At 71.5% G+C, this 18908-nt stretch carries 18 protein-coding genes; 3 read left to right on the top strand and 15 right to left on the bottom strand.

The features are described from left to right. Nucleotides 1-84: 84 nt before the first annotated feature. Nucleotides 85-729, bottom strand: a complete 645-nt coding sequence (locus CLV70_RS15745) for a response regulator (protein ID WP_106127217.1) — start codon at nt 727-729, stop codon at nt 85-87. 115 nt (nt 730-844) lie between these two features. On the opposite strand from CLV70_RS15745, the gene CLV70_RS40410 reads away from it, so the two are divergent. Next, entirely contained in the window at nt 845-2251 is a 1407-nt protein-coding gene (locus CLV70_RS40410) for a glycoside hydrolase family 19 protein (RefSeq protein ID WP_211303775.1), read from the top strand. A gap of 355 nt (nt 2252-2606) precedes the next feature. Here CLV70_RS40410 and CLV70_RS15735 read toward each other — a convergent pair whose 3' ends face one another. The 5 genes from CLV70_RS15735 to CLV70_RS15715 form a co-directional block, all read right to left on the bottom strand. Next, nucleotides 2607-3869, bottom strand: coding sequence for a hypothetical protein (locus tag CLV70_RS15735; RefSeq protein WP_106127216.1), 1263 nt, complete (start codon nt 3867-3869; stop codon nt 2607-2609). Nucleotide 3870: 1 nt separating this feature from the next. Then, the gene (locus tag CLV70_RS42220) at nt 3871-4470 is read right to left on the bottom strand and encodes a DUF8175 domain-containg protein (RefSeq protein ID WP_483880085.1); all 600 of its coding nucleotides are present in this window, start codon (nt 4468-4470) and stop codon (nt 3871-3873) included. 178 nt (nt 4471-4648) lie between these two features. Next, on the bottom strand, nt 4649-4960 hold the full coding sequence (locus tag CLV70_RS15725) for a hypothetical protein (protein WP_245908266.1): 312 nt from the start codon (nt 4958-4960) through the stop codon (nt 4649-4651). 43 nt (nt 4961-5003) lie between these two features. After that, nucleotides 5004-5966, bottom strand: coding sequence for a hypothetical protein (locus CLV70_RS40405; protein WP_211303773.1), 963 nt, complete (start codon nt 5964-5966; stop codon nt 5004-5006). A 145-nt stretch (nt 5967-6111) separates the two neighbouring features. Then, nucleotides 6112-7215, bottom strand: coding sequence for a serine hydrolase domain-containing protein (locus tag CLV70_RS15715; RefSeq protein WP_106127301.1), 1104 nt, complete (start codon nt 7213-7215; stop codon nt 6112-6114). Between the two features lie 118 nt (nt 7216-7333). Here CLV70_RS15715 and CLV70_RS15710 point away from each other — a divergent pair, with 118 nt between their 5' ends. Next, a complete protein-coding gene (locus tag CLV70_RS15710) occupies nt 7334-8641 on the top strand; it encodes a sensor histidine kinase (RefSeq protein ID WP_106127214.1) in 1308 nt (435 codons plus the stop codon). A gap of 36 nt (nt 8642-8677) precedes the next feature. Here CLV70_RS15710 and CLV70_RS15705 read toward each other — a convergent pair whose 3' ends face one another. Beyond that, complete coding sequence (locus tag CLV70_RS15705) at nt 8678-9187, bottom strand: MarR family winged helix-turn-helix transcriptional regulator (RefSeq protein WP_106127300.1); 510 nt, start codon at nt 9185-9187, stop codon at nt 8678-8680. 97 nt (nt 9188-9284) lie between these two features. Here CLV70_RS15705 and CLV70_RS15700 point away from each other — a divergent pair, with 97 nt between their 5' ends. Then, on the top strand, nt 9285-10139 hold the full coding sequence (locus CLV70_RS15700) for an SDR family NAD(P)-dependent oxidoreductase (protein WP_211303772.1): 855 nt from the start codon (nt 9285-9287) through the stop codon (nt 10137-10139). Here the strand turns inward: CLV70_RS15700 and CLV70_RS15695 are convergent. From CLV70_RS15695 to CLV70_RS15660, 8 genes are all read right to left on the bottom strand, one after another. Next, complete coding sequence (locus CLV70_RS15695; protein ID WP_106127212.1) at nt 10131-11027, bottom strand: LysR family transcriptional regulator; 897 nt, start codon at nt 11025-11027, stop codon at nt 10131-10133. The two genes, CLV70_RS15700 and CLV70_RS15695, sit on opposite strands and share 9 nt — an antisense overlap. Before the next feature lie 74 nt (nt 11028-11101). Then, nucleotides 11102-13318 (bottom strand): hypothetical protein, encoded by a 2217-nt coding sequence (locus CLV70_RS15690; protein WP_106127211.1) that lies wholly within the window; start codon nt 13316-13318, stop codon nt 11102-11104. Beyond that, a complete protein-coding gene (locus CLV70_RS15685; protein ID WP_106127210.1) occupies nt 13315-14301 on the bottom strand; it encodes a glycosyltransferase family 2 protein in 987 nt (328 codons plus the stop codon). Before CLV70_RS15685 ends, CLV70_RS15690 begins: the two co-directional genes overlap by 4 nt. Beyond that, on the bottom strand, nt 14298-15494 hold the full coding sequence (locus tag CLV70_RS15680; RefSeq protein ID WP_425440158.1) for an acyl-CoA reductase: 1197 nt from the start codon (nt 15492-15494) through the stop codon (nt 14298-14300). The genes CLV70_RS15685 and CLV70_RS15680 overlap by 4 nt, the downstream gene beginning before the upstream one ends. After that, nucleotides 15491-16528: a LuxE/PaaK family acyltransferase gene (locus CLV70_RS15675; protein ID WP_106127209.1), complete on the bottom strand. Its 1038-nt coding sequence runs from the start codon at nt 16526-16528 to the stop codon at nt 15491-15493. The genes CLV70_RS15680 and CLV70_RS15675 overlap by 4 nt, the downstream gene beginning before the upstream one ends. Further along, complete coding sequence (locus CLV70_RS15670; RefSeq protein ID WP_106127208.1) at nt 16525-17856, bottom strand: AMP-binding protein; 1332 nt, start codon at nt 17854-17856, stop codon at nt 16525-16527. Before CLV70_RS15670 ends, CLV70_RS15675 begins: the two co-directional genes overlap by 4 nt. Then, complete coding sequence (locus tag CLV70_RS15665; RefSeq protein WP_106127207.1) at nt 17853-18590, bottom strand: SDR family NAD(P)-dependent oxidoreductase; 738 nt, start codon at nt 18588-18590, stop codon at nt 17853-17855. Before CLV70_RS15665 ends, CLV70_RS15670 begins: the two co-directional genes overlap by 4 nt. Then, nucleotides 18583-18825: an acyl carrier protein gene (locus CLV70_RS15660; protein WP_106127298.1), complete on the bottom strand. Its 243-nt coding sequence runs from the start codon at nt 18823-18825 to the stop codon at nt 18583-18585. The genes CLV70_RS15665 and CLV70_RS15660 overlap by 8 nt, the downstream gene beginning before the upstream one ends. Nucleotides 18826-18908: the final 83 nt, after the last annotated feature.

The following is an 18908-nucleotide window of genomic DNA, read 5'->3' as shown; positions in this document are numbered from 1 at the left end:
TCCGACGCTATGAAGCGGGGAGGGCGGAAACGACCCGGCCAGCCACCCGGTGCCCGGTAGGGCTAGCACCACCGCGGCCGGCGGTCAGCCCTGCAGATAGGCCAGCACGGCGAGCACGCGGCGGTGCTGTTCGTCGTCCGGCGGCAGGTCGAGCTTCGTGAAGATGTTGCGGACGTGCTTCTCCACCGCGCCCTCGGTCACCACGATCTTCCGGGCGATCGCGGTGTTGGACCGGCCCTCCGCCATCAGGGCCAGCACCTCGCGCTCGCGCGGCGTCAGGTTGCGCAGCGGATCGTCGCGCCGGCGCCGGACCAGCAGCTGGCCGACCACCTCGGGGTCGAGGACCGTCGCGCCGCCGGCCACCCGGCGCAGCGCGTCGACGAAGTCCGCCACCTCGGCGACCCGGTCCTTGAGCAGGTAGCCCACCGCGCCGACGCGGTCGGCGAGCAGGTCGTCGGCGTACTCGACCTCGACGTACTGGGAGAGCACCAGCACCGGGCTGCCCGGCACCCGCTTGCGGGCCTCGGTGGCGGCGCGCAGGCCCTCGTCGGTGTGCGTGGGCGGCATCCGTACGTCCACGATGGACACGTCCGGCTGGTGCTCGACGACGGCCTCGACGAGCGACGGCCCGTCGCCCACCGCCGCCACGACGGTGCAGCCGTTCTCCTCGACGAGCCTGACCAGGCCCTCTCGCAACAGCACCGCGTCGTCGGCGATCACCACCCGCATGCCGAGAGCCTAACGGCAGACGACGGCCCGGCGGGGTGAACCGGCGGCAAGATCCAGCCGTTGTTGCGATGACCGCCGGACTCGCTCGGCGGCAGCCGACGAATGCGGAGATGAGATGGCGGCCGGTAAGCTGCGCAAAGCGGCCCAAGCGCACGACGCGACAAAGTCCATCCTGCAGCCCAACGCCACCAACATCTTCCTCGCGATCGTCAGTCTCATCGGCTTCTGGCCGGTGGTGGCCCTGGCGATGATCTTGCTCATCGTGATCATCGCAATCACCGGCAACGCCGCATCGTCGCCCAACCCCTTCTCGTCCAGTGGCTCCGACTACATGAGTACGACCGTCGGCGGCGACGGCAAGGGCACCCTGGCCGAGGACAAGATTCCGGACAAGAACCTCGTCAAACCGCTCAAGGATGCGGCGAAGGAGTGTGACCTGCTCAGCCCGGCCATCCTCGCGGCCCAGATCGAGGTCGAATCGGGCTTCCGGGCGGACAAGGAAGGCCCGGACGGCAAGAAGGGCATCTCTCAGGTGCCGGCCAAGGCGTTCGAGAAGTTCGGCAAGGACGACGACAACAACGGCAAGGTCTCCGCTCTCGACGCCGAGGACTCGATCTTCGCTCAGGCGCGCTATCTGTGCTCTCTCGCCAAGGAGGTGCAGCAACTCCTCGACGACAAGAAGGCGATCGGCGACAAGCTGACCCTCACGCTGCTCGCCTGGGAGAAGGGCATCGACTACGTCAAGGAAGCCGGGGGTGCCGGCCAGTTCGACCTGAGCGGCTACCCGTTCCGGGTACGGTCCATGTTCGCCAACTATCTGTCCGGGGAGTCGGCTGGGCCCAGTTCGGCTGCCTCATCGGGCTCGTCCGCCCCTGACCTCGAGGACCCGCTGGCCGCGGCAGGCTCGGCTCGGCTGTCCGCGAAACAGTTCGACGAGCTGTTCCCGGCACGCGACCCGCTGTACACGTACGCCGGCCTGCAAGCCGCGATGGCGAAATTCCCCGCCTTCGCCGGCACGGGCGACGACACCGTACGCAAGCGGGAGATAGCGGCATTCCTCGCGAACTTGGACCACGAGTCCGGAGGCTTCAAGTACACCGAAGAGGTGAACACCGCGAACTGGGGCAACTACTGTGATGCTGCGCAACCCTACGGTTGCCCGGCCGGCCAGACGGCCTACCACGGCCGCGGTCCCATCCAGCTCAGCTGGAACAACAACTACAAGGCTGCCGGCGATGCGATCGGTGTCGACCTGCTGAACGAACCGGACAAGGTCAGTACCGAATCCGCCGTGGCGTGGCAGACGGCTATGTGGTTCTGGATGACCCAGAGCGGCGCGGGACCGATGCCAGCGCACGCCGCCATCACCGGCACCGCCGGATTCGGCGGAACGATACGCAGCATCAACGGCTCGCTGGAGTGCAACGGCGGAAATCCGGCGCAGGTGGAGAACCGGATCGCCTCGTACCGCGCCATCACGAAGAAACTGGGCGTCGAGCCCGGCGACAATATCAGCTGCTGACCCGGGCTCGGGGCGCTCTACCGAGCCTGCTGCCGGACCGTCTCCGGAACTGTGCACCATCTCCGAACCTGCACCATCTCTCCGAACCTGCACCTTCCGGACCGGCACGGCTCAGCCCGCAGGGGACCCGGCATGGCTAGGCTGTTCACGGCCATGCCGGCCCGGGCGGGTCCCGACGCACCAGGATCGCTCGTATGGCCCTCCCCCGAACGCGTGCGGCCCTGGAGTGCTCCGAACCTTCGACTGCTTCGCGATCCGGGGTGCAAACACCGAGGGCCGGACGCTCTGTGTGAGCGCCCGGCCCTCGGGTTCTACCTTCGCCGGCCTTGCGCCGGCTGTTCCTGTCCGGGTGAGACTAGTGACCGTCGCCGTCGTGCACGCCTGGCAACGCGCCCGATACCACGTGGCTGGCGTGCTGGGCGGCTGCGGGCGCGGACTTGGATGCCGCCCCGGCCACGAAACCGACCGCTGCGGCGGCACCACGTACGGCGCCGGAGGCGATCCGCACGCCGCGGTTGCCCGACGAGCCGCCGCTGGACGAGCCACCGCTGGACGACCCGTTGGTGCCGGAAGAACCGCCGGGCCCCGACGAGCCGTTGCCGCCGGACGGCCCCTGGCCGCCGGCCGGCCCCCTGGAGCCGCTGCCGGCAGCAGACGGCGCGCCGCTGGGGCCGCTCTTCTGTCCGCCACCGGCACCCAGCTGCGCCGCCCGGCCGGCACCCGCGGCGATGGCACCGGTAGCCAGCTTGCCAGCGCCACCCGCGGCGGCCGTTGCCACGCCGGAGGCGCCGTCGGAGGAGCCGAGAGCGGCTGCGGCCGGGACGACCAGGCGAAGCAGCGCGGGGAGTGCGACCGCGGACAGCAACAGGACACCGCAGCCGGCGATCTTCTGCTGGTCGGCGTTGGAGCTCGTCGAATTGATCATGACGGTGCCCGCGTAGATGACCAACCCGGTCGCGGGCTTGAAGACCAGCCAGGCGACCGTCCAGGCGATGTGCTTACGCCACCAGGAGGCGCCCCACTCAGTCATTGAGGCCGCGGCAGCCAGCGGCAAGGTGGCGGACAGCACGACCATCACGCCGAGGCGGATGTAGAGCAGGATGACGTGGATGATTCCGGCGATGATCAGCAGCAAGCCGATAATGATCAGCAGGAACGCGGTGCCGCCACTGGTGCCGCAATCGGCGATGACCTTGATCTGCTCCTTGACGCCGGCCTCGTACAGATAGTTCGTGTATTTGTCGCCCTCCTGCGCCAAGTTGAGCAGGACGACCGACGCGGCACCGCCGACGAGGATCATCTTGACGAGGCCCTTGAGCGCGGTGATGCCGGCCTGACCACGGCGTTCGAGCGCCATCCGGGCGGCGGCGAAGAGCAGCGAGGCGACGGCAATAGCGACGGCCAGCCAGTTCAGCTGCATAGCTATCGTCTTGACGGAGGTGCCGTCCTTGTCGAAGGTGTCGATCTTGCTCGCGGCATCCGAGAAGAGGCTGATCGCGGCCTTGAGAATCGCGCTCGCGAGGGAGCTGAGAATGCCGTCGATACCCTGATCGAACAACTTGGTGACGCCCGACCCGCCACCGAAGTACATCGGGTCGCCAGTGGAACAGTCAGCCATCTCACACCGTCCACATCACGAAGCCGCCGTTGCCCGCCACCTCGGTGACCTGCGAGTGCAGCTCTCCGCCCTCATAAGGCCTCAGCTTCCAATCACCGCCGTCCCAGACGACCGTGTAGTCCGTCCGGACGTACAGGGTCGCGGCCTGCCGGATCAGCAGGCGTACCGTCGCCTTCTCCGGCCCGTACTCGACCAGCATGAAGCCGGCCAGGGAGCTTGCCGTGTACTGCGCCGACACGGCCGGCATGGAGGATCGCCGGGCAACGAAGACATCTCGGTCGGTGCCCGCCACGACCTGCTGGACCGTCACGGTCTCCCAGTCGGCGCCGCTCATGTGCCGCGGGATGACGTTCGCCGCCATGACGGCGCCCAGCGGCGTGTGGGCGAAACACCACAGAACTGGGCCGCTCCTGCGTACCGGACCAGCCGACGCGGACAACGGCACCTTCGCACCGTTCAGGTTCTGCCACTTGACGTCTGCCGGCGCCTTCCGGGGCGGGTCCTGATCCGCGTCGTCGGTCCGGCAACCTTCCGGACGCGACTGACCGGAGGCGACGCCGGCGGCCAGAGGCCCAGCTACCGGCCGCTGCCGGTTGTCCACCTCGCTGCCGGAAATCCTGGCCACGGCGGTGACGACGCCCGAACAAAGCACGAGCACAAGGAAGGCAGCTGACAACTGCCATCCCCGCTGCTGCCAGAACGGCCGGTCGTCGACCGCACCGGATTCGGTGACGCGCCTCACAAGTTCGCTCCCTGGTTGATAACCGTTGGCGGTCCGATCAGAAGAAGAAGTTGACGACCGGGCCAGCGACGGAGACCAGGACGCAACCTCCGAGGACCATGCCCAGCCGGCTCATGTGTTCCGACGTCTCGCCACGCTTGTGCGAGATCGCCATCATCAAGCCCGTGATCAGCACACCGGCCACCCCGGCCGCGGTACCGGCCCAGGCCACCAGGCCGAGCCCTTTGCCGACCGCGGTGACCAGTTCGCTCGGGGCGTTCTTCACGGGGGTCGGGACTCCGGCGCCCCCGGGAGCCGGAGCAGGCTCGGCGAGGACCCGGCCCAGCGCGCTGTAGTACAGACCCGACATGGACACGATTACTCCCTAGGTGTTGATGGTCGTGGCGTACCGGTCAAACAAGATCGAGGAAGGCGACGATCGGCCCGGCCGTCGTCCCGATGAAACAGGCGATGGCGACGAGTGCGGTGCCGCGCCAATGCTCGCCGAACTCGCCCGGTACACCCCGGTTGAGCTGAAGGGCCATGCTGATGCCGATCAGGAGCAGGCCCGCGACGCAGCAGGCGCTGACGCACCAGGCCAGCAGACCGAGTAACGCCATCACCCCGGCGTTCGGGTTGGCGACGTCGAGCGCATACGGTGCCATCGGTGCGGGGGTGAACTTCTGCCCGGCCCCGGCTTCTTTGGGGATGTGACAGTCCACTTTGGCGAAGTTGATGATGCCTTCAGCGGTGCACTGGTGTCCGCCCGTGATGACGTTGCCGTCGTGGGTGTGCTCGCCGAAGATCTCAAAGTCCAGATAGACGACGTCACCCTCTTTGTACTCAATGTAGAGAGTCGCTGTCTTGCGCGCCTGCAGCCGTCCCGAGCAGGCCCGTTTCGTAGCCGACGTGGTGGTCCGGATACAAAACTCGGTGTCCGCGCCCATCTTGTTGTCGACATCGACCTTGTACACGTTCCCGGAGTTCGGAATGTTGCAGGAAAGGCTCGGCGAGGTGACGGTCCCGGTCAGCGTGCATTGGCTGGCACCCGTGATCAGGTTGCCGTCGTGGGTGTGCTCGCCGAAGACCTCGTAGTCGAGGTAGATCTGTTCGCCCTGATTGAAGTCGATGTAGAGGGTATCGGTCTTCGCCGTGTTGATCTTGCCGGTGCAGTCCCGGACCACACCGGAAGAGACGCTCCGGAGACAGAACTCCACGTCCGCGCCCATTTTGTTCTCGACGTCGAGCTTGTACTTCTCGGCGCGGGCAACGGCAGGTGTCGGCGCAAGTGCACCCATTCCGGCCGCCATCAGCGAGCCGAGGAGGACGAAGGCGATCCACCGCCACATCCTTGACCGGTTCACCGTCTTGTGCATGCGGGGTTCACTCCTCCTCGTGGTCCGGGAAGCCTGTTGAGCGGTCCTGGGGCTGGGCCCGCCGTGCGGGCGGGTGGTTCGGACTGCAACAACGGGCGCCCGGGCGCGCAGGTTCACGACCGGCCGGATTCTCTTCGTGAGGAAGTCACACTTTGACGACGGCGGCATGAATCGCCGCAACGATGCCCTCCAACGGGTCGTTGTCGTCCGCGCGAAGTTGGTTACGGGTTGCCCCTACCGCTAGGCCCGCTTCGGGATAAAAGCCGGTCAGTCCACCGCCGGCGGCGTTCCATCCGACGCGCGTGGTGCCGGGGACGGCCGCGTAGCCGAGGGTCTTGGGCAGGTCCCGGCCGGTCGTCCAGTCCGGGCCGGCGGTCCGCACGGCACTTATCGTCCGGAGCCGTTGCGCCGAAACCAGCCGGACGCCGTCGACCTCGGCTGTCATCGCGGCGTATACCCGAGCGATGCCCCGGGCACTCACGGCGGCAGCCGACGGGATGTCGGCGCGCACAAGGCCGTGGCGGTTCGCCAGGGCGGCATCCGGGCGGATGCCCGGTGGGACGGCCCGGTCGAAATTCTCCAGGTCCGCGCTGAGCCGCTCCAGCGCCGCGGCCCAGGTCCGATCCTTGAGCCGGGCGACGCGGTGCGCCAACTCCGGCGGCACGCCGAAGAACACTTCCCGGTCGATGTCCAGGGGACGGACGATCTCCTCGGCGAGGACCCGCCCGATCGGCCGGCTCGTGACGCGACGGACCACCTCCCCGACGAGCCATCCGTACGTCCACTCATGCAGGCCGTGCCGCGTGCCGGGCTCCCACACCGGCGTAGTACCCGCGATGACGTGGCACATCCTGTCCCAATCGAGCAAATCCTCCGGCATTGTGTATGAGGGCAGAACCGGAACGCCGGCCATATGGGTCAAGGCGTGCCGGAGGGTGGTGTCCCGCTTGCCGTGGCGGGCGTACTCCGGCCACACGTCCGCGATACGCAGGTCGTAGTCGAGCTCTCCCCTCTCGGCCAGGACATGCACGATCGCGCTGGTCAGACCCTTGCCGACCGAATAGCAGAGAAACGGGGTCTCCGGCGTGACGGGCAACCCGGTGGACTCGTCGGCGATCCCGGAGGCGGCGCTGACGATCAGTCGCCCTTCGAGGTAGGCAGCGACTTGCACCCCGAGCTCGCGTCCCCCGGCTACCAGCTCGTCGAGCCGCCGCTGCACGGCGGTCTGCAGCCCGGCCAGGTCCCTCATCAGCTCAGCATCGCTCATGGCGAAACGTGCAGCAGCGATTCCGGTGGGGTTAACCCTACTGTCGATCGGCCGGTCAGCGGGATCGGTGGACCGGCGTCGGGTGACTAGCGTCAACGGCATGACCACCAGCATCGCCGCCGCGCCGGAGCACCGGTCCCCCGCCTGGCGCATCCTCCGGGGAATCGGGCTCGACACCCAGTTCATCCTGCTCGGCTTCCCGCTGGGCCTCATCACCCTCGTGCTGTTCGTGACCGGCTTCGCCGTCGGCCTGGGCACCGTCGTGATCTGGGTCGGCGTCCCGATCCTGCTCGGCACGCTGATGCTGGCCCGGGGCTTCGCCGCCATCGAGCGGATCCGGATCGCCCCGGTCCTCGGCCGGCGGCTGCCGCACCCGTACTACAAGCGGGCCGCCGCGGGCGCCTCCCTGGTCCGCCGGGTGTTCACCCCGCTCTCCGACGGCCAGGTGTGGCTGGACTTCCTGCACGGCATCTTCCGGATCATCCCGAGCACCATCGCGTTCGCCTTCGCGGTGACCTGGTGGGCCGGCACGCTGGGCGGGCTCACCTTCCCGCTGTGGGACTGGTCGATCCCGCGCGGCCCGGACGACACCGACCTGCCCGAGCTGCTCGGCATGGGCGACGCGTGGGGCACCCGGGTGGTCTTCTACCTGGCCGTCGGGTTCTTCTTCCTCGGCACCCTCTACCCGGTGCTGCGCGGGACGGCCCTGCTGGAGGCGTGGTTCGCCCGGGGGCTGCTCAGCGGGGTGAACGAGCTGCGCGAGCAGGTCGCCGAGGCGGAGGCCGCCCGGGACACCGCGCAGGCCCAGAAGGCGGCGGCGGTGTCCGCGGAGGCGACCGCGCTGCGCCGTCTCGAGCGGGACATCCACGACGGCCCGCAGCAGCGCCTCGTCCGGCTGGCGATGGACCTGGGCCGCGCCGAGCAGCAGTTCAGCACGGACCCGGAGGCCGCGCGGGCCACTGTGGCGGAGGCGCTGACCCAGACCCGGGAGACGCTCGACGAACTGCGGGCGCTCTCCCGCGGCATCGCGCCGCCGATCCTGGTCGACCGCGGGCTCCAGGCGGCGCTGACCGCGCTGGCCGGCCGCTCGACCGTCCCGGTGGACCTCGACGCACCGCCGCTGGAGCGCCTCGACGCCGCCGTGGAGACCACCGCCTACTTCGTGGTCGCCGAGTCGCTCACGAACGTCGCCAAGCACAGCCACGCCGCCGAGGTCCAGGTGGGCGTCCGCCGCGCGCCGACCGGCCTGCTGATCACCATCGCGGACGACGGGGTGGGCGGGGCGAGCCTGGCGAAGGGCCACGGCCTGGCGGGGCTGGCCGACCGGGTGGAAGCCGCCGGCGGCGTGATGGACCTGGCCAGCCCGGCGGGCGGCGGCACGACCGTCACCGTGGTGCTGCCCCTCTAGCGCGGCTTCCGAGCCCGGCCGAGCGCCCCGCTAGCTCTACCGCGGCTTTCGCGCCCCGGCCGAGCGCCGGGGCGCGGCCGAGCGTGGCGGGCCGGTGCGCATCCGGTCCCGGACCCGGTTGAGGATCCCGGCCATGGTCGCCAGGTCCGCCGGGTCCAGCACGTCGATGAGCAGCCGCTGCACCACCTCGACGTGCCCGGGCATGACCTTGCCGAGCAGTTCGCGGCCGCGCGGCGTCAGGGTCACGATGATGCTGCGCTCGTCCTCCTCGGCCGGCGCCCGGGTGACCAGCCCCGCCTTCTCGAGCTGGGCCGCCTGGTAGGTGAGCCCGCTGCGGCTGTAGACCAGGCCGTCCGCGAGATCGGTCATCCGCAGCCGGCCGCGCGGCGCGTCGGCGAGCGACGCCAGGATCTGGAACTGCGGGCCGCTCAGCCCGCCGTCGGCCCGCAACTGCTGCTCGACGGCGTGCTCGATCAGGCTGCCGACCTCCTTCAACGCCAGGTACGCGGCGAGCTGTCCGGCGTCCAGCGACGAGGCATCGGTCACCGCCACATCCTATGTATTTCGGGCCGGACCGTTCCGGCATGGCAGCCATGACCAGACGGCATTGGCGCGTGGGGCCTCCCGGCGTTTCGCTTGAGCCGTGAGCAAAACGATGAAGAAGGCAGTGGTGACCGGCGGCACCGGTGGCATCGGGCTGGCGGTGGCGCGCTCGCTCGCGGCCGCCGGGTACGAGGTGACGGTCGTGGGCCGCGACGAGACCCGCGGGGCCGCCGCGGCCAAGGAGATCGACGGGCGGTTCCTGCGCGCCGACCTCTCCCTGCTCACCGAGGTACGCGCGCTGGCCGCCCGGCTCGCCGGCGAGGGCCCGCTGGACCTGCTGGTCACCAACGTCGGCGGCATGTGGGTACGCCCCTGGACCACGGCGGAGGGCCTCGACGGGGTCTTCACCCTCAACCACCTGTCCCCGCTGGTCCTCACCGAGAACCTCGTGGACTCGCTCGCGCCGGGCGGCCGCGTGGTGGCCGTGACCTCGGCGTCGATCGGCTCCCTGCCGCTGGCGGGCGAGCTCGAATACCGCGAGACCCGGGTGGCCGGCGACTACTACGGCATGCCGGCGTCCGGCCGCGCGAAGCTCGCCCACCTCGCGTACGTGCTGGACCTCGCCGACCGGCTGGCCGGCCGCGGCGTGACGGTCCTGGCGGCCGACCCCCGCCACGCCGCCACCCCGAACGCCGCCGAGATGACCCCGGAGATCGTGCCGCCCGCGCTGCGGCCGCACTGGGACGACATCATGCTGGGCGTGCAGACCCCGCCCGAGGTGGCGGCGGACCCGATCATCTGGGCCGCGACGAACCCGGACCTCGCCGGCCGCGGCGGGCTGGTCGTCGGCCTGGACCGGGAACCCGCCGACGCGCTGGTCCAGCCGCTGACCCCGGCCCTGCGCGAGGCAGCCGCCCTGCTCACCGCCCGTACCCTGGCGGTTGCCCTACGCTGAGCGGGCCAGGGCTGAACGGTCCGCGGCGAACCTGACGAAGCGGGCCACGGCGGGCGAGGTCTCGTGCTCCGGCCACACGAGCCGGAGCCGGCAGGGGGCCAGGCCGTCGACGCGCAGGACCGCGATGTCCGGCGGCAGCCCGACGTGCTCGACGTGCACGAGCGGCACGAAGGCGATCGCCGTGCCCAGCCGGAGGTGGGCCATCAGCTTCAGCACGTCGTTCACCTGCGGCCCGGCGACGACCTCGCCCTCGACCCCCTTGGCACCCAGCCAGTACGCCCGCTCGGCCGCGCTGTGACCGGACCAGTTCACCACCGGATCGGGGAGCAGCTCGGCGCGGTCGACGACCGTCCGGTGCGCCAGCCGGTGCGACGCCGGCACCAGCGCGACCCGCTCCTGCACGGCCAGCACCTCGGAGTCCAGGCCGTCCGCCTCGAACTCCCCGCCGAACAGCGCGACCTGCACCTCGCCGGCGCGCAACTCGCCGATCTGCCGGTGCCAGTCCGTCTCGACCGGCTCGCACCCCTCCCCGGGGTGGCGGTCGCCGTAGCCCCGCACCAACCCGTGCAGGAAGACCAGGTCGCACCCGCGGGCACTGATCCGCACCGGGGGCGCGGCGTCACCCACCCGGCGGGTACGCGCCACGCCCAGGTCCACCTGCCGGAGAATGTCCCGCGCCTCGTCCACGAGCACCTTGCCGGCGGCGGTCAGCTCCACGCCGCGCGGCGTCCGGTCGAGCAGCGTGGCCCCGACGGCCCGCTCCAGCGCGGCCACGGCCCGCGACAGCGCCGGCTGCGTCATGACCAGCAGATCGGCAGCCGCGGTGAAGGCCCCCTCGTCGGCGACGGCCACGAGATAGCGCAACTGCCGCAGATCCACCTCAGCCATCACCCGAGTCTGCCACGCCGACTCGACCCTCCTGGATGTCGATGAACATCCATTACGAACAGCCCTGAGCCGGGTCAGCGGAGTTCGTAGATGGTCACCGGGCCGGAGACGTGGCGGATCGGGGCCGCGTCGGCGAGGTGGGGGGAGATCGCGGTGGCTCGGCTGTCGGCGAAGAGCCAGCGGACGCCCGCCGTGCGGAGTTCGGACAACCCCGCCGGGTATGCCTCCGTGAAGACGCGCTGGTTGTTCTCGTAGCGCACCGGGTCGGGGGCCGGCTGGAACATGTACTTGCGGCCCTCGTAGCCGTTGGCCGCGACCGTGGCGTCGGAGTAGGCCCAGCTTTCCACCAGGGTTCGCCGGCCGCCGAGGCCGGCCACCCAGAAGGCGCGGGCGTCGCACGGCGGGGTGCGGTCGATCGGTACGCAGTGCACGTTCGTCGCCACCACGTCGTCCGGTGCGGCGTGCTCGTCGAGCCACCGGGCGGCGCTCATCTCGGCCGCCGTCACCACGCGCGGGTTGGGGAACGGTTCCGGAACGGGTTGCCGGGTCAGGTCGCGGACGGAGGCCGCCAGGCCGGTGGCGAGGCTCGCGCCCAGCACCGCCGCGACCACCGCGGCGGCCAGGACCCGTACGGGCCTGCGCAGGATCGCCACCACGACCGCGGCCGCCGCCACGAAGGCGAGGGTGCGCAGGCCGGGCAGCGCGATCGCCCAGCCCCAGCCGGACACCGACGCCGGGTCGGCCGGGGGATCCACGCCGGGCGCGAAGACGGCCCACAGCGCGCCGGCCGTGAAGCCCGCCGCCGGCAGCCACCAGCGGCGGGTCAGGCCGGCTAGGAGCCAGGTGGTCAGCACCACCCCGAACGGCGCCGCGCACAGGAAGAAGTAGAGCTGGCTCGCCGACGGGTGCCAGAGGAGCCAGGCCGCGCCCGTACCGGCGGCGGCCATCCCGCCGAGGAGCCAGGCCGCCGGGTCGCGGCGCAGGCCGCGGGTGCCGAGGCCGGCGACGCCGAACAGGCGCGGGGACTGGGACATCAGCCACCACACGACGATGCCGGCGATGAGGTAGCGGCCCGGCTCGTCCGCCTGCTGCACCCCGGGTGGCAGCGGGCCGCCGGGGACGACGCCGTCGAAGCGGCCGAGGGTGTCGGCGTACGGCTCCATCCAGCGGAGCAGGCTCAGCGGTTGCACGCCGAGGGTGCCCGCGCCGCCGCCGGCGAACAGTCGCAGCCCCGCCAGCATCGCCGCCACCACCAGGGCGGTGAACAGGGCGAGCCGCGGCAGGATCGCGCGACGCCGGATCGCCGCCAGACCTGCCAGGATCAGGCCCGCGACCAGCGGCGGGAGCGTGCTGGCCTTGGCGCCGGCGCAGGCCAGGGCGAGCGGAGGCACCAGGAACCAGGCGGCCCGCGGCCGGCCGCCGCGCAGCACGTCGACGGCGATCGTGACGAGCAGACCCAGCAGCGGCATCGCGTACGTCTGTGACGGGCTGGAGAACGACAACGACGTGCCGCCGTACGCCTGCACCGGCGCCCCCAGCACCAGCGGAAGCCCGGTCAGCGCGACCCCCGCGGCCGGCGGCCCGGCCCACCACCTGCCGCTGACGTCGCGGGTCAGCGCGGCGAACACGAGCACCGCGATCGCGCCGATCGGCACCATCCAGAACCGCAGCAGCACGGTCGCCGGATCGATGCCGGTGATCATGCTCGCGGCGGCCATGTCGGCGTCGGAGAGGTAGTGGTAGCGCAGGGTCTCCCCGGCGAGCTGCGGCACCTCGAACGGCATCGACCGGGTCATCTCGTGCACCAGCGCGAGGTGGTAGAGCACGTCCGGGTAGTAGACGGTGTCCGCGGGCGGCAGCGGGTTGGTGGTCCACGCGACCGCGCCCAGGACCAGGACGCCGGCCAGCACCCCGCAGATCATCCAGGACCAGCGGCGCGGCAGCGGCCGGGGCTCGGCGATCCGCCAGTGCCGCCGCAGCGCGGGTACGGCCACGAACGCCGCGATCACCGGCAGCGGCCACCACCGCAGCAGCGGCTGGAGCCCGGCCGCCGCGGCGAGCGCCCAGGCGACGAGCTGCATCAGCAGCCCGGTGGCGGCCCCCAGCCCCAGATCCTCGGGCAGGTTGCCGCGGCTGCCCCGCAGCGCCCGGTGCAGCAGGGTCCCGGGCAGCACGACCGCCAGGACGAGGTACGCGGCGTAGACGGCGATCTCGTCGCCGGGCGTACCGGTGCCCAGCAGGGTGCCGGCCCACCCGGCGAGGACGAGGAGCCACGGCAGGGCGCGGATCACCGGGCCGCGGCCGCCGGCCGTTGCCGAGGGATGTCGACCGGGCCGGGATCCGGCGCGAGCGAGTCGAATCCGATGTGGAACGCCGGGCGGTTCTGCACGGTGCGGTAGATCCGGGCGACGTACTCGCCGAGCAGGCCGAGGCAGATCAGCTGCACCGCGGCGAGCAGGAGCACGGCCAGGAAGAGCGAGGTCCAGCCGGGGATCACGGTGCCGTTGGCCCACACGACGAGGCCGAAGACCATCAGGCCGAGGCAGGCGAGGAACGCGAGCGCGCCCAGCCAGGTCGCCAGCCGCAGCGGTGCGGCGGAGAAGTCCGCGGCGCTGTCCCAGGCGAGGCCGGCCATCTTGCGCAGCGGGTACTTCGTCTCGCCCGCCGCGCGCTTCTCGCGGACGTAGGAGACGGAGCCGGAGGCGAACCCGAGGGAGGGCACCAGCAGCCGGTAGACCGGGGTGCGCTCGGGCAGCACCTTGAGCACCTCGACCACCTCGCGGCTGAGCAGCCGGAAGTCGCCGGCCTGCGCGGGCACGTCGCCGCCGATCAGCCGGCGCATCAGCCGGTAGTACGCGCCCGCGGTGCTCCGCTTGAACAGGCTGTCGCTGCTGCGGTCGGAGCGCACGCCGTAGACCACGTCGAGGCCCCGCTCGCGGGCGGCGGCCAGCATCGGCGCGATGGCCTCGGGCGGGTCCTGGAGGTCGGCGTCGATGCTGACCACCCAGTCGCCGCGCGCCCGGTGCAGCCCGGCGGTGAGCGCCGCCTGGTGTCCGCTGTTGCGGCGCAACCGCAGCAGCCTCAGCTCGGGCCAGGTGCGGCCCTGCTCGAACAGCAGCGCGGCGGTCCGGTCGCCGCTGCCGTCGTCCACCGCGACCACCTCGTACGCGACGGCCAGCCCGTCGAGCACCGGACGCAGCCGGGCGACGAGCGCGGGGACGACCGCTTCCTCGTTGAACATCGGCACGACGACCGACAGGACGACGCCGGTCACGTCTCGAGGGTGGTCAGCCGGGTGAACTCCCGCGGCAGGTCGTAGCCGTCCCAGATCGCGCTGAAGGTGAGCGCGGACCCGAACGGCACGATGCGGTCCACGCCGCGGCCGCCCAGCGCGGCGGCGAACCCGCGCAGGTCGTCCGGCGCGAAGCCGAAGTGGCTGAACGTCTGGTCCTGCCGGTTCATCGCGGGCACCAGCTCGGCCAGGGTGCTGACGTGGGCGAACGGGAACGCGCCCGCGCCGATCCAGCGGCGCGGGGCCGCGTCGATCCCGGTGAGCGACAGGGCGGTGACCGCGTTGCCGGGGAAGGCCAGGGCGGACGCCGCGCCGGTGGCCGCGAGCCCGTACGCGTTGACCCGCTTCTCCACCGCCATCGCGGCGTCGATCACCCAGCCGCGCTGTTCCACGACGTCGCCGAGCAGCGTCAGGAACTCCTTGCGCGCCGTCCCGGCCTCGGCCGGTCCGCCGCCGACCAGGAACACCGTACGCGGGGACGAGCACGCCGCCTGGTCGAACCAGTACGCGTCGTTGGAGAACCCGACCACGGCGGCGCGACGGGCGGCCGGGTCGGCGGCGTGCCACCCGGGCACCGACAGCGCGGCCCACGACGTGCGGTCCGGGAACGTGAGGTCACGGGCCGAGGGCCGCAGCGGGTGCCGCCGGATCGCCTCCACCGCCGAGTCGCCGCCCCAGATGACCCGCAGGTCGCACCACGCGCTCAGCGCCGCGGTCAGCCGGTCGTCCCGGCCGTACGTGACCATCCGCTGGGTACGCCCGATCACCGGGTCCGCGTCGGCGAGCGTCGCGTTGAGGGTCTCGAGCACGGTCTCGGCGGCACCGGCCGAACGCGACGAGATGCGGACGACGTTGTGGTTGCCCGCCAGCGCGGACAGCGCCCACGAGTAGACGAAGATGGTGTCCACATTGGCCGGTGGCACGTGGAAGACGGTGCCGCGCGGGAAGACGTACGTGTCGTCGTCGCGCCGCATCCGGCTGGTGGCCCGGGCGAGCTCGGCCGGTCGCAGGAAGTAGCCGAGCGAGCCGAGCTCGGGGTGACGGCGGGCCATCGCGGGCGCGAGCAGGCGCCGGGCGAAGCGGCTCAGGAAGTCCATGACCCGCGGGTCGCCGACGGCCAGCCGCTCGTCCGAGGGCGCGGTCAGCTCCCCCGGCTCGCCGAAACGGAACCTCACGACGCCTCCCTGTACGTGTCGCTGCAGCCGCGGGCCTCGGCGCGGGGAAGCCGCCCGAGCACCGAGAAGCGCTTGCCCGGCCAGTCCCCGTCGTCGATCCCGTCGAGCACCCCGAGATCCTCGGTGAGCAGCACGTGGCCCGGGTACGACGTGGGCAGCGTGCTCACCACCTCGATCAGCCCCGGCTCCCCCACCGGCTGTTCCGCCCACGTGTGCGGATCGCGGATGATGACGTCGGCGAAGTCGGGGCAGTACAGCGAGCCGCCCGACGGCCCCTCGAGGAAGATCGTGCCGATCTGTTCGACCATGCCGTAGAAGTTGTGCATCCGGGTCAGGCCGGTGTCCTCGCGCAGGCGCCGGCGGAACTCCCCGGGCGACACCGCCCGGTCGACGAGCTTCTTCCAGCCACCGGAGTGGATGAGGATGCCGTTGCTGAGGTCCAGGCCGTGCTCGCGGGCGACCTCGTACAGGTGCAGCCAGACGAGATAGGTGAAGCCGAAGACGAGGAACGGTTCCGCGCCGTGCTTCTCGAGGAAGCTCCGCAGGGCGGGCACGTCCGGTTCGCCGTCGGCGTCGAGCGCCCAGGCGTGGTCGCGGCCGAAGGTCGCCATGCCGAGGACCCCGGCGCCACGGGCGCTGAACGAGCGGCGGTCCTTCAGGATGCCCCGCGAGTCGACGAGGATCATCGGCAGCCGCTTGCGGCCGAGCACCGTCTGCAGGGTGGCGCCGAGCTGCCGGGTCTGCGTCGCGGCCGCCGCCTTGTCCAGGTAGATCCGGCTCACCTCGCCGGTGGTGCCGCTCGACGTGAGGACCTTGAACACCTCGTCGTCGGGGATGCTCTTCAGTTTCAGGTTCTTGAAGAGGCGTACGGGCAGCCAGGGCAGGTCCGCGACCGTGGCGGCGGAGGTGAAGCCCGAGGCGGTGAGGATGCGGTCGTACTCGGCGCAGTGGGCCCGGTGGTGTTCGGTCAGTTCGGCCAGTTCCTTGTGCAGCAGCGCCTCGCGGGCCTCCTGCGCCAGCGTGAACACACTCATACCGAGGCCTCCAGCGAGCGGTAGTCGATCTTGCCCGTGGGCAGCAGGGGCAGCGCGTCGATGCCGCGGACGTCCAGGCCGGTGAAGTGGGTGCCGAGGAAGCCGGCCAGCTCGCCGCGGACCGAGCGGGCCCGGGCGGCGTCCGCGCCCTCGACGAAGACGTGCAGCTTGTCGTCGCCGGCGATGGCGGCCACCGCGCCGTGGGCCGCGAGGGTGCGCTCGACGTCGTCGAGGTTGACCCGGACGCCGAACACCTTGCCGATCCGCTTGAGCCGGCCGGTGAGGAACAGGAAGCCCTCGTCGTCCAGGCGGCCCAGGTCGCCGGTGCGCAGCACGCCGCCGAGGTCGTCGCCCCGGGCCAGGTCCGCGGCGCTCTCGGCGTACCCGAGCATGACGTTGGGTCCGGTGTAGACGACCTCGCCGTCGGCGACGGCGAAGGACCCGCCGGGGATCGGCAGCCCGGCGGAACCGAGCTTGTCGGCGATCCGGTCCGGCGGGAGCACCGCCATCCGCGCGGTCGCCTCGGTCTGGCCGTACATGACGAAGAGCCGGCCGTCGACGGACGCCATCCGGTGCGCGAAGTCCTCGACCAGCTCGGGGCGGAGCCGGCCGCCCGCCTGGGTGAGCGTCCGCAGGCTCGGGTGCGCGGCCGGGTCGAAGCGCAGCCGGCGCAGCATCTCGTACTGGTACGGCACCCCGGCCAGCGTGGTGACCCCGTGGGTGCCGACCGCCGTCCAGAAGTCGCGCTGGAGGATGCCGCCGCGTTCGAGGACCACGGTCGCCCCGCGCAGAAGGTGGCTGCTCAGCACCGACAGCCCGTACGTGTAGAACAGCGGCAGCGTGGTCAGCGCCACGTCGTCGCCGCTGATGCCGAGGCTGTCGCCGATCGCGGCGGCGTTCGTGAGCACCGCCGAGCGGGACAGCCGGACCAGCTTCGGGTTGCCGGTCGAGCCGCTCGTGGTGAGCAGCAGCGCCAGCTCGGGGTGCGGCTCGGCGGCCGGCGTCTCCCGGAGCCAGGTGTCCGCATCGGCGCGGTAGCCGTCCGGCGGCGCCCCGGTCACCCCGGTGACCTGCACGGGCGCGAACCGCTCGAGCAGCGCGAGCAGCACGGACCGGTCGAGGTCCGGGTCGAGCAGGGCGATGGGCCGGCCGGCCACGAGCGCGCCCAGGTAGCGGGCGACCGCACCGATCTCGGTGGGCGTGAGGGCGAAGACGACGCCGGGCGGCAGCTTCTCGAAGCTGGCCGCGGCGGCGTCCACCTGGGCTGAGTGCAGCACCTCACCGGTCGCGTCGTCGATCACCCGGGCCCGGGGATGGAGCAGGTTCACAGCGTGAGTCCTCCGTCGACCCCGAGCACCTGGCCGGTCACGAACCGGGCCTGCCCGGAGAGCAGGAAGGTCACCGCGTCGGCGACCTCGTCGGCCTCGCCGAGCCGGCCGAGCGCGGTGTCCGCGATCCGCTCGGCGCGGCCCTTGTCGTCGAGCGAGCCGAGCATGTCGGTGGCGATGAAGCCGGGCGCCACCGCGTTCACCCGGATGCCGCGCGGGCCGAGTTCCTTGGCGGCCGAGCGGGCCAGCGCGCTGACCGCGGCCTTCGACGCCGCGTAGACCGCCTGGCCGGCGATGCCGTGGGTGCCGGTGACCGAGGAGACCAGCACGACCGCGGCGTCCCGGCCGCGGCCGAGCAGGCGTACGGCGCCCTGCAACGTGTACGCCGCACCCGCCGCGTTGACCGCGAACAGCCGCTGGACCGTGGCGTCGTCGGTCATGCCGAGCATCCCGGCGGCGTGCGTGCCGGCGTTGACGACCAGGGCGTCGAGCCGCTTGAACCGCTCGAACGCCAGGCGCATCATCGCGCGGCTGGTCTGCGGGTCGGCGATGTCGCCGTGGGCCGGCACGGCCTCGACGCCGTACTTGTCGGCGAGCTGGGCCGCCGCCTCCTCGATCACGTCGGCGCGGTGGCCGTGCACGACGAGGTGGTGGCCCTGCTCGGCGAGCCGCTGGGCCACCGCGCGGCCGATACCCCGGGAAGCGCCGGTGACGAGCGCAACCCGATCAGGCATCGAAGTCCACCCCGTATTTACCCAGAATTCGCATGGCCTCGTGGAAGCTGGACATATTGATCACGTCATCGGTGTCGATCATTACCGAGAATTCATCTTCGATGGCCGCGACGAGCGACATGTGCGCCAGCGAGTCCCACTTCTCATTGTCCTGGTAGTGCAGATCGTCCACGGGGGCGTCCGGCGGCAGGTCCAGCGAGGTCCGGAACGCTTCACGTAGTCTCTGCAGCTCAATCACGGTATGACTCCAAGGGCGGATGGGCGAAGGAAACCACCTTGCCTCAGCGGTCACGACGCGGCGACAAAGCCGAGTTGAAC

This window comes from Pseudosporangium ferrugineum, from assembly GCF_003002065.1.
Taxonomy (GTDB): Bacteria; Actinomycetota; Actinomycetes; order Mycobacteriales; family Micromonosporaceae; genus Actinoplanes; species Actinoplanes ferrugineus_A.
This window is presented reverse-complemented; position numbering and strand designations above follow the sequence as displayed.

Excerpts from the sequence above, each read along its gene's own strand:
- CLV70_RS15745 (WP_106127217.1), bottom strand. The coding sequence starts at position 729 with ATGCGGGTGGTGATCGCCGACGACGCGGTGCTGTTGCGAGAGGGCCTG.
- CLV70_RS40410 (WP_211303775.1), top strand. The coding sequence starts at position 845 with ATGGCGGCCGGTAAGCTGCGCAAAGCGGCCCAAGCGCACGACGCGACA.
- CLV70_RS15735 (WP_106127216.1), bottom strand. The coding sequence starts at position 3,869 with ATGGCTGACTGTTCCACTGGCGACCCGATGTACTTCGGTGGCGGGTCG.
- CLV70_RS15725 (WP_245908266.1), bottom strand. The coding sequence starts at position 4,960 with ATGTCGGGTCTGTACTACAGCGCGCTGGGCCGGGTCCTCGCCGAGCCT.
- CLV70_RS40405 (WP_211303773.1), bottom strand. The coding sequence starts at position 5,966 with ATGCACAAGACGGTGAACCGGTCAAGGATGTGGCGGTGGATCGCCTTC.
- CLV70_RS15715 (WP_106127301.1), bottom strand. The coding sequence starts at position 7,215 with ATGAGGGACCTGGCCGGGCTGCAGACCGCCGTGCAGCGGCGGCTCGAC.
- CLV70_RS15710 (WP_106127214.1), top strand. The coding sequence starts at position 7,334 with ATGACCACCAGCATCGCCGCCGCGCCGGAGCACCGGTCCCCCGCCTGG.
- CLV70_RS15695 (WP_106127212.1), bottom strand. The coding sequence starts at position 11,027 with ATGGCTGAGGTGGATCTGCGGCAGTTGCGCTATCTCGTGGCCGTCGCC.
- CLV70_RS15675 (WP_106127209.1), bottom strand. The coding sequence starts at position 16,528 with ATGAGTGTGTTCACGCTGGCGCAGGAGGCCCGCGAGGCGCTGCTGCAC.
- CLV70_RS15665 (WP_106127207.1), bottom strand. The coding sequence starts at position 18,590 with ATGCCTGATCGGGTTGCGCTCGTCACCGGCGCTTCCCGGGGTATCGGC.